The following is a 10829-nucleotide window of genomic DNA, read 5'->3' on the forward strand; positions in this document are numbered from 1 at the left end:
CGTAAATGCTTGTTAATTAACAAATTATATCTTCTATATATTTTTATTGTTTATAGATGGCTATTTCGGTAAAAATGCATTTTCAGAATATCAACCAGCGGTAAATCGAAGTAAAGGGAGTGAATTGTTTGGTAATTAGGCGAGTAGACAGGAGAGTCCCCGCATTGACCAGCTAAGGCAAGCCAGATGCGGGTTGATACGATCGAACCAGTCGTCTGAGGGGCTTAAAACGTAGTCTTAGAAAATCCAGTCATCTCTTCCAGGCCCATTTCGCGCCCCAGCGCGGTCATTGGGTGCACAACCACCAGTCCGCGAACACTTTTCTTCAGCTTGCCCATATCAGCCTGCTCTTTTTTGGTAATTGCGCGCTGGAACGGCATCTTCATCAGCTTCTGTGCTTCTTTACTCAGTTTTTGGCTATGAACCTCACGCAGGCGAGCAATTTCTGCTTCCAGCGTGGCTTTCTCTTTTTCCAGCTCGGCATATTTGTCTGCGGCTTCAACCAGCGACAGATCGGCCTGCTGGTGGCGGATGGCGTCCAGGCGATCGCTGAGACGTTTGATTTCGTTTTTTTCGACTTCTTTCATGTGATGGCTTCTGATAAAGATAAATTTATAGCCCCTAGTATGCGCGACCAGGTGCTTTGTTCACAACTGATGACATTGTAATAGTTCTGCAACGTAATCATTAACATGCTCAAAAACTACGCAATTCGTTGATTAATTAAGAAATCTATAGAAAAAGATAATAAACAGCAGCGGATGATTATTGAGGATTCAGCACGTTTTCCTTAATGTCATCTTTACCGGGAACCTAAACTAAAATTGGCGGCCGCGCATTCCCGGCGCGGGGTAATACGGAGATATCATCATGGGCAAATTAGGTGAAAACGTTCCGCTTCTTATCGATAAAGCCGTAGATTTCATGGCATCAAGCCAGGCGTTCCGGGAGTATCTGAAAAAACTTCCTCCCCGTAACGCGATTCCGTCCGGAATACCCGATGAAAGCGTGCCGTTATATCTACAACGTCTGGAGTATTATCGTCGGCTTTATCGGCCGAAGCAGGTAGAGGGGCAGTAAGCAGACGTTGCTTACTTTTGAAAGGCTTTTTTTAAGCTGATTTTGGAAATCAGCTCAGTCAGTGAAAGGACCATTGTTGATCGCACTGCCTGTTGATAGCGCTGAATTTGCATTGCATACAAACTGGAGTCTGCTGGTTCAAACTGTGGCGGCGGTGGTAACGCCGCCACGCAGTGCAGTTCACCAAAGGGTCCAAGGATTTCGTCGTCGGTAAAGGCGTACTCGTTGCCGTCGTGATTTAGCTCTTCACGCAATGCCATCAGCAGTTCCGCATCTTCGTATTCCTGGCGGTTAATGACGCCCAACCCGTAAATGAGTTTTAAACGCACAGAAAGATCGCCCAGCGGACCGTCGCCGTCGAGTAACGGTTCTACAGCATACTTCACCGCGTAATCGTCTTTGCGGAATACCTGAAGCACCAGAAGATTTACCGCCTCGGTCAAAAGCTCGACGGCGGTGATCAGAAAGCTTCGCACGGTTTTGCCAGCATTCAGACGCTCAAGCACACGGTTTTCAAAGGCCTGGGTTTGTTCCATTGTTGCCTGCATATCTGACAATCTGTTATTCGGGCGCAGGGTGTCCTGCGCCTGGTCCACCATTATTGCATTGCTTTATAAGCGGTTACCGCCTCGGATACAACCTCGCTGTTGGCATCAAGACCGGAAATCTGTGCCAGCGCCGCCTGCGGACCTTTGTCAGCGATCAGTGCTGCCAGTTCCTGAGCCTGCGGATCATCTTCACTGCGGAAGTGCATTGCACCAGCAATCCCCTGAATCAGATTCTTGTGCGGAAGGCTGTATTCCAGCGTACCGAGCAGTGGCTTGATCAGACGGTCGCCAGCACTCAGTTTACGCAGCGGCTGACGGCCTACGCGCTCTACATCATCTTTCAGATACGGGTTCTCAAAACGACCGAGGATTTTCTGGATGTACGCCGCATGTTTGTCTGCGTCAAAGCCGTAGCGCTTGATCAGTACCGCACCACTTTCTTCCATCGCACCTTTTACCACCGCGCGGATTTTCTCGTCGAGAATAGCGTCACGAATGGTCTGATGACCGGCCAGTTTTCCGAGGTACGCGGTTATAGCATGACCCGTGTTCAGGGTGAAGAGTTTACGTTCGACAAATGCCATCAGGTTGTCGGTTAACTCCATGCCTGGGATGTTCGGCAGTGCGCCTTTGAACTGCGTTTTATCGACAATCCATTCGCTGAAAGTTTCTACCGTCACTTCCAGCGGATCGTTAGTTGCCGAAGCCGAAGGCGGTACGATGCGGTCAACGGCGGAATCGACAAAGCCAACGTGCTCTTCTACCCACGCTTTGGCGTCTTCCGGCAGGGCGTTCATCACATGACCTTTCAGCTGCGTGGTGCCGCGTACCATGTTTTCACAGGCGATGATGTTCAGCGGGGATTCATTACCTTGTTCTTTGCGTTTCACCAGCCCTTTGGCGATAGCCGGAGCAATACGTTCCAGCACAACCGGGCCAACGGCGGTAGTGACTAAATCGACCTGAGCAATCAGATCAACGACATCATCACCAATGCTGCTGACAGCATTGACGCCGGAAACGGTATCTACCTGCTCGGTTTCACCGACCACATGAACCTGATAGCTATGACGGGCATTCAGGGCATCAAGTACCACCTGATTGACATCGGCAAACGTCAGTTGGATACCCGCGTCTGCCAGCAGTTTACCGATAAAGCCACGACCGATATTACCTGCGCCAAAATGTAATGCTTTCATAGTATTAACCTTCATCAATGTTTTTACCCGAGAGGGCTGGGGTGAGGCTTTTCCCTCACCCAAACCCTCTCCGTGAGGAGAGGGTAGGATTGGATTACTTACGACCTGCCAGCAGTTCCAGCACTTCATCCACGCTGGTGGTGTGTGCCAGACGCTCGATGACGGACTCATCATCCAGTGCATTGGTCAGGCTGGTGATAACCTGAATGTGCTCGTTGTTACGGGCTGCAATACCAATCACCAGACGGGCAATGTCATCTTCTTCTTCACCGAAGCGCACGCCTTCCGGGTACTGGCAGAACACCACGCCCGTTTTCAGTACGCGATCTTTCGCTTCAACCGTACCGTGTGGCACCGCGATAGACTCACCCAGATAAGTCGGGGTCAGTTTTTCACGATCCAGCATCGCCTGAACGTATTCCGGCTCAACGTAACCGCCTTTCACCAGCTGCTCGCCAGCAAAACGAATCGCTTCTTCTTTGGTTGCTGCTTTGCGACCGAGGAAGATGTTCTCCGCGCCCAGTTTGAACAGGTTAGCACTGGAATCGTCAAAGCTGTCTTTCAGACTGTCTTTCACTTTCACTTCGTTTTCAGTATGGCGCTGGGCAGCAACGAGACGTTCGGTTAGGCTGGTGTACAGGCCGCTGTCGAGGAAGTTGGTCAGCGAAATATGCTGTGCCTGCGGAACCTGGCGCATAGCGCGTTCGGTCAGGTCACGGTGAGTGATGACGAGGTCCACATCTGGCGGCAGGTTGTTGATCGCGCTGTTAGTGACCGAAATCTGCGACAGACCTGCATCCTGAATTTTCTTACGCAGCACGCCTGCGCCCATCGCACTTGAACCCATACCGGCGTCACAGGCAACGATGATTTTACGTACGTGGCTCAGGTCGTTAGTCACATCGCCCGCAGATAGCGGAGATGTGCCTTTAGACTCAGCTTTCATGTCCTGCATACGACGAGTTGCTGCTTCAATATCATCTTCTTCTTTCACTTTGCTGGTTTTCAGCAAAATAGCAGAGACAACGAAGGAGACAGCCATCGCCGCACACACACCCGCGATGTTAGCGAAATAAGCACCTTTTGGTGTCATCGCCAGTACAGCAAGGATAGAACCCGGAGATGCCGGAGAAACCAGACCACCGCCCAGGATAGTCAGCGTGAACACGCCAGTCATACCGCCGAGGATGACTGCGAGGATCAGACGCGGATTCATCAGCACATACGGGAAGTAGATTTCGTGGATACCACCCAGGAAGTGGATGATTGCCGCACCGCCCGCAGACTGTTTAGCGCTACCACGACCAAAGAACATGTACGCCAGCAGCACGCCCATACCTGGACCTGGGTTAGCTTCAATCAGGAAGAAGATTGATTTACCCAGTTCATGGGACTGCTGAATACCCAGCGGCGAGAAGATACCGTGGTTAATGGCGTTGTTGAGGAACAGGATTTTCGCCGGTTCAACAAAGATAGACGCCAGCGGCAGCATGTCATGGACAACCATGAAGTTAACGCCCGCAGCCAGCATTTTGGACAGGGCTTCAACAATCGGGCCAATGCCGAGGAATGCCAGAATAGCGAGGATCATCCCGATGATGCCTGCGGAGAAGTTATTCACCAGCATCTCAAAACCGGATTTGATCTTACCGTCTACCCAGCGGTCGAAGTGCTTAATGCACCAGCCGCCCAGCGGACCTGCAATCATAGAACCGAGGAACATCGGCATGTCTGCGCCGACGATAACGCCCATGGTGGTAATGGCACCGACTACGCCGCCACGTTCGCCGCCTACCAGCTTACCACCGGTATAACCGATCAGCAGCGGTAGGAGATAAGTGATCATCGGCCCGACCAGCTTCGCCAGCGTCTCGTTCGGTAACCACCCTGTTGGAATAAATAACGCGGTGATGATACCCCACGCGATAAACGCGCCGATATTTGGCATCACCATGTTGCTGAGGAAACGACCAAAGCTTTGCACTTTGATCTTAATATCGGATGACATAAAAACACCCCTTCTTATGTTTGCTGTCGCGCAGGCTGGAAGCCCGAGGTTTTTTGTTAATGTGGCGGCAGAGGTAGCCGGACCTTGTAGATACTGCGAAATCTGGCACTGAATCGGTTAACTGTCCAGTCGACGGGCTTTTGTGTGATATCAGTCACATAAATATAGGGGGTAGAGAGGTAATTGATGTGACGCTCATCACAAAACGCCTGTGTAAAAAAGAAACAAGGCGGTGATTTTCGCTAAAAATGGCATTTAAATGTGAGTAATGTCACATTTTTGTTTTGATGGTTTGTTGAATCTTTGTGATCTGAATCACAAGATATTTTCTTACGGCGTTCACCTGATGTGATCTACAGCATGTTATGCCTTCGTCATACAATCGTTATGTAACTAAGCAACTCATCACCTCTAAAAATTATTCTTTGGTGTTATGGCGAGAATCGCGAACCCGGATTATTGTCAAAATATCAGCCTGACTCCCTTCTGGCTGCCAGCCAAAAAACAACACTGATAAACGTGAATCCGAGGCAGATATGTTTCTAAACTATTTCGCGTTGGGAGTGCTGATCTTCGTCTTTCTGGTGATTTTTTATGGAATCATCGCGATACATGACATCCCTTATCTGATTGCCAAAAAGCGCAATCACCTCCATGCCGACGCTATTCATACGGCGGGCTGGGTGAGCCTGTTTACTCTGCATGTTATCTGGCCGTTTCTGTGGATCTGGGCGACGCTCTATCAACCGGAGCGTGGCTGGGGTATGCAGTCACATGTTGCGTCGCAGGAGAAAGCGACTGAACCGGAAATCGCCGCACTTTCTGACCGAATTTCCCGGCTGGAGCATCAACTCGCCGCCGAGAAAAAGACTGACTATTCCACGTTCCCGGAGATCTAATTATGGATCTATTGATTGTTTTAACTTACGTGGCGCTGGCGACGGCGGCGCTGGGAGGCGTGTTTCTGGTGAGTGGTTTGATTTTGTTGATGAACTACAACCACCCTTACACTTTTACCGCGCAAAAGGCAGTGATAGCGATCCCTATCACGCCACAGGTGACGGGAATTGTTACTGAAGTCACTGACAAGAATAATCAGCTTATTCAAAAGGGCGAGGTGCTTTTTAAGCTCGACCCGGTTCGTTACTAGGCGCGAGTTGACAGACTTCAGGCTGACCTGATGACGGCGACGCATAATATAAAGACGCTGCGTGCGCAGCTCACTGAAGCGCAGGCCAACACCACCCAGGTTTCAGCGGAGCGCGACCGTCTGTTTAAAAATTATCAACGTTACCTGAAAGGCAGCCAGGCGGCGGTGAATCCGTTCTCGGAACGTGACATCGACGATGCGCGGCAAAATTTCCTCGCGCAGGATGCGTTAGTGAAAGGCTCGGTGGCGGAGCAGGCGCAGATCCAGAGTCAGCTCGACAGTATGGTCAACGGCGAGCAATCGCAGATTGTGAGCTTAAGAGCGCAACTTACTGAAGCAAAATATAATCTTGAGCAGACTGTTATTCGCGCACCAAGCAATGGCTACGTCACTCAGGTACTGATCCGCCCAGGTACATACGCAGCTGCCTTGCCGCTGCGTCCGGTGATGGTCTTCATCCCCGAGCAAAAACGGCAAATTGTCGCCCAATTTCGGCAAAACTCGCTGTTACGTCTGAAACCTGGCGATGATGCGGAAGTGGTGTTTAACGCGCTACCTGGGCAGGTGTTCCACGGCAAATTGACTAGTATTTTACCTGTCGTGCCAGGCGGTTCTTATCAGGCGCAGGGGGTATTGCAATCATTAACGGTCGTTCCCGGCACGGACGGTGTGCTGGGAACCATTGAACTGGACCCTAACGATGATATCGATGCCTTACCCGACGGCATCTACGCCCAGGTGGCGGTTTACTCCGACCATTTCAGCCATGTTTCGGTGATGCGGAAAGTGCTGCTAAGAATGACCAGTTGGATGCATTATCTTTATTTGGATCATTGAGACTTATATCACCTGTGTTTTGCGTGAGCCTGAGCCATACTGATATTTTTCCTCGCACAAAGGACTCGGCATGAAACTCGTCGGTAGCTACACCAGCCCGTTTGTACGCAAACTTTCTATTCTGTTGTTAGAAAAGGGCATAACTTTCGAATTTATTAATGAACTGCCCTATAACGCGGATAACGGCGTGGCGCAATTTAACCCGTTAGGGAAAGTGCCGGTGCTGGTGACCGAAGAGGGCGAATGCTGGTTTGATTCGCCGATCATCGCTGAATATATTGAGTTAATGAATGTCGCTCCGGCGATGTTGCCGCGCGATCCGCTGGAGTCGTTGCGGGTGCGCAAAATTGAGGCGCTGGCGGATGGCATTATGGATGCAGGGCTGGTATCGGTGCGTGAACAGGCGCGTCCGGCGGCGCAGCAGTCTGAAGATGAATTGTTACGCCAGCGGGAGAAAATCAACCGCAGTCTGGATGTGCTGGAAGGATATCTGGTCGATGGCACACTCAAAACCGATACGGTCAATCTGGCGACTATCGCCATTGCCTGTGCTGTCGGATATCTCAATTTCCGCCGCGTTGCGCCAGGTTGGTGTGTCGACCGCCCACACTTAGTCAAACTGGTCGAAAACCTGTTTAGCCGCGAAAGTTTTGCTCGCACCGAACCGCCAAAGGCTTGATGCGCGATATGTCCTCCTGACCCATCTCACGTTACAATCCGTGGTTATGTTAAACGCCCTTCTCCGTGTGAGAGGGCCTTGATCAGCCAGGTTTCCTATGACAACCGAAACGCGTTCCCTCTATAGTCAACTTCCGGCTATTGATCGCTTATTGCGCGATAGCTCCTTCCTTTCTTTGCGTGATACTTATGGTCACACCCGCGTGGTGGAATTGTTGCGTCAGATGCTCGACGAAGCGCGAGAAGTGATTCGTGGCAGCCAGACGCTGCCTGCGTGGTGTGAAAACTGGGCGCAAGAAGTCGATGCCCGGTTGACGAAAGAGGCGCAGAGCGCGCTGCGTCCGGTGATCAACCTGACGGGAACCGTGCTGCATACCAACCTTGGGCGAGCTTTACAGGCGGAAGCCGCGGTGGAAGCCGTTGCGCAGGCTATGCGTTCGCCAGTGACCCTCGAGTACGATCTGGACGACGCCGGACGCGGACATCGCGATCGGGCGCTGGCGCAGCTGCTGTGCCGTATTACGGGGGCGGAAGATGCCTGTATCGTCAATAACAATGCGGCGGCGGTGTTATTGATGTTGGCGGCCACTGCCAGCGGGAAAGAGGTGGTGGTATCTCGCGGCGAACTGGTGGAGATTGGCGGCGCGTTTCGTATTCCCGATGTTATGCGTCAGGCAGGCTGCACCCTACACGAAGTAGGGACCACCAACCGCACGCACGCGAATGATTATCGTCAGGCGGTGAATGAAAATACCGCACTGTTGATGAAAGTACATACCAGTAACTACAGCATTCAGGGGTTCACCAAAGCGATAGACGAAGCTGAACTGGTGGCGCTCGGCAAAGAGCTGGATGTTCCAGTGGTGACTGATTTAGGCAGTGGCTCGCTGGTCGATCTTAGCCAGTACGGTTTGCCGAAAGAGCCAATGCCGCAGGAGTTGATTGCGGCGGGCGTCAGTCTGGTGAGCTTCTCCGGCGACAAGTTGTTAGGCGGGCCGCAGGCAGGGATTATCGTTGGTAAAAAAGAGATGATCGCCCGCCTGCAAAGCCACCCGCTGAAGCGTGCATTACGCGCGGATAAAATGACCCTCGCGGCGCTGGAAGCCACGTTGCGTCTTTATTTACACCCTGAAGCTCTGAGTGAAAAATTACCGACCCTGCGCCTGCTTACCCGCAGCGCAGAGGTCATTCAAATCCAGGCACAACGTTTACAGGCTCCCCTTGTCGCACATTACGGCGCGGAGTTTGCGGTACAGGTTATGCCATGTCTTTCGCAGATTGGCAGTGGTTCGCTGCCGGTTGATCGCCTGCCGAGCGCGGCATTAACGTTTACACCCCATGATGGACGCGGTAGCCACCTTGAGTCATTAGCCGCCCGCTGGCGTGAATTGCCAGTGCCGGTGATTGGTCGTATTTATGACGGACGATTGTGGCTGGATTTACGCTGCCTTGAAGATGAGCAACGGTTTTTGGAGATGTTGTTGAAATGATTATTGCGACTGCCGGACACGTTGACCACGGCAAAACAACCTTATTGCAGGCGATTACTGGCGTAAATGCTGACCGTCTGCCGGAAGAAAAAAAGCGCGGCATGACCATCGATCTCGGCTATGCCTACTGGCCGCAGCCGGATGGCCGCGTGCCTGGTTTTATCGACGTTCCCGGTCATGAAAAGTTTCTTTCCAACATGCTGGCGGGCGTTGGTGGTATCGATCACGCGCTGTTGGTGGTGGCGTGCGATGACGGCGTGATGGCACAGACCCGTGAGCATCTGGCGATTTTGCAGCTGACCGGTAACCCGATGCTGACAGTGGCGCTGACCAAAGCCGATCGCGTGGACGAAGCGCGTGTTGATGAGGTTGAACGCCAGGTAAAGGAGGTTCTGCGGGAATACGGTTTTGCTGAGGCAAAACTGTTTATCACCGCAGCAACCGAAGGTCGGGGAATTGATGCCCTGCGCGAGCATCTGCTTCAGTTGCCGGAACGCGAGCACGCCAGCCAACATAGTTTCCGCCTCGCGATTGACCGCGCATTTACCGTAAAAGGTGCCGGGCTGGTCGTCACCGGTACGGCGTTAAGCGGGGAAGTGAAGGTAGGCGATTCACTCTGGCTGACTGGTGTAAATAAACCGATGCGTGTACGTGCGCTGCATGCGCAAAACCAGCCAACAGAAACCGCCAATGCCGGGCAGCGTATCGCGCTTGACATCGCGGGTGATGCGGAAAAAGAGCAGATTAACCGTGGCGACTGGCTGCTTGCCGATGTGCCGCCAGAGCCGTTCACACGGGTGATTGTCGAGCTTCAAACCCATGCACCGCTGACCCAGTGGCAGCCGCTGCATATTCACCACGCCGCCAGCCACGTCACGGGACGCGTTTCACTGCTGGAAGATAACTTTGCTGAACTGGTCTTCGACACCCCGTTATGGCTGGCAGATAACGACCGCCTGGTATTGCGCGATATCTCTGCCCGCAACACGCTGGCCGGAGCGCGCGTCGTGATGCTTAACCCGCCGCGTCGCGGTAAACGTAAACCAGAGTATCTGCAATGGCTGGCTTCCCTCGCCAGGGCACAGAATGATAGCGAAGCGTTAGCCGTTCACCTGCAACGCGGCGCGGTTAATCTTCCTGATTTCGCCTGGGCGCGCCAGCTCAACGGCGAAGGGATGCGCGAACTGCTGCAACAGCCTGGCTATATTCAGGCTGGTTATAGCTTGTTGAATGCGCCGGTTGCCGCTCGCTGGCAACGGAAAATTCTCGACACATTAGCGACTTATCATGAGCAACATCGCGATGAACCTGGGCCTGGGCGCGAACGTCTGCGACGTATGGCGTTGCCAATGGAAGATGAAGCGCTAGTACTGTTGCTGATTGAAAAGATGCGCGAAAGCGGCGACATCCTCAGTCATCACGGTTGGCTGCATCTGCCGGATCACAAAGCGGGCTTCAGCGAAGAGCAGCAGGCCATCTGGCAAAAAGCAGAGCCGCTGTTTGGTGACGAGCCGTGGTGGGTGCGTGATCTGGCAAAAGAGACGGGTACCGACGAGCAGGCAATGCGCCTGACGCTACGCCAGGCGGCGCAGCAAGGAATAATTACCGCGATCGTCAAAGATCGTTATTACCGTAACGATCGGATTGTCGAATTTGCCAATATGATCCGCGATCTCGATCAGGAGTGTGGTTCAACCTGCGCGGCGGATTTCCGCGATCGCTTAGGCGTAGGCCGAAAGCTGGCAATTCAGATTCTGGAATATTTTGACCGCATTGGCTTTACGCGTCGTCGTGGAAATGATCATTTATTGCGCGACGCATTATTATTTCCGGAAAAAT

The 10829-nt window shown here is 52.4% G+C and carries 9 protein-coding genes and 1 pseudogene; 6 read left to right on the top strand and 4 right to left on the bottom strand.

What is annotated here, in order from left to right:
• Positions 1-224: 224 nt before the first annotated feature.
• A complete protein-coding gene (locus ACUU1M_RS15920; RefSeq protein WP_000665677.1) occupies positions 225-587 on the bottom strand; it encodes a YibL family ribosome-associated protein in 363 nt (120 codons plus the stop codon).
• A gap of 283 nt (positions 588-870) precedes the next feature.
• Between ACUU1M_RS15920 and yibT the strand changes: the two genes are divergently transcribed.
• Complete coding sequence (yibT, locus tag ACUU1M_RS15925) at positions 871-1080, top strand: protein YibT (RefSeq protein WP_000517100.1); 210 nt, start codon at positions 871-873, stop codon at positions 1078-1080.
• Positions 1081-1091: 11 nt separating this feature from the next.
• Here yibT and mtlR read toward each other — a convergent pair whose 3' ends face one another.
• The 3 genes from mtlR to mtlA all read right to left on the bottom strand — a co-directional run bounded on the left by mtlR (position 1092) and on the right by mtlA (position 4835).
• Positions 1092-1679 (bottom strand): mannitol operon repressor MtlR, encoded by a 588-nt coding sequence (gene mtlR, locus ACUU1M_RS15930; RefSeq protein ID WP_000228269.1) that lies wholly within the window; start codon positions 1677-1679, stop codon positions 1092-1094.
• Positions 1679-2827, bottom strand: a complete 1149-nt coding sequence (mtlD, locus tag ACUU1M_RS15935) for a mannitol-1-phosphate 5-dehydrogenase (RefSeq protein WP_000645424.1) — start codon at positions 2825-2827, stop codon at positions 1679-1681. Before mtlD ends, mtlR begins: the two co-directional genes overlap by 1 nt.
• Positions 2828-2921: 94 nt before the next feature.
• Entirely contained in the window at positions 2922-4835 is a 1914-nt protein-coding gene (gene mtlA / locus ACUU1M_RS15940; protein WP_000093258.1) for a PTS mannitol transporter subunit IICBA, read from the bottom strand.
• 536 nt (positions 4836-5371) lie between these two features.
• Here mtlA and ACUU1M_RS15945 point away from each other — a divergent pair.
• The 5 genes and pseudogenes from ACUU1M_RS15945 to selB all read left to right on the top strand — a co-directional run.
• On the top strand, positions 5372-5734 hold the full coding sequence (locus tag ACUU1M_RS15945) for a DUF3302 domain-containing protein (RefSeq protein WP_000479614.1): 363 nt from the start codon (positions 5372-5374) through the stop codon (positions 5732-5734).
• 2 nt (positions 5735-5736) lie between these two features.
• Positions 5737-6822, top strand: a pseudogene (locus ACUU1M_RS15950) (HlyD family secretion protein).
• A gap of 70 nt (positions 6823-6892) precedes the next feature.
• The gene (locus ACUU1M_RS15955) at positions 6893-7501 is read left to right on the top strand and encodes a glutathione S-transferase (protein WP_000779792.1); all 609 of its coding nucleotides are present in this window, start codon (positions 6893-6895) and stop codon (positions 7499-7501) included.
• A gap of 97 nt (positions 7502-7598) precedes the next feature.
• Positions 7599-8990, top strand: coding sequence for an L-seryl-tRNA(Sec) selenium transferase (gene selA / locus ACUU1M_RS15960; RefSeq protein ID WP_000206276.1), 1392 nt, complete (start codon positions 7599-7601; stop codon positions 8988-8990).
• Positions 8987-10829: selenocysteine-specific translation elongation factor (selB, locus tag ACUU1M_RS15965; protein WP_000582445.1), on the top strand; the 1843-nt coding region annotated here is incomplete at its 3' end. The genes selA and selB, both read left to right, overlap by 4 nt.

This window comes from Shigella sp. SIG6 (assembly GCF_053555815.1).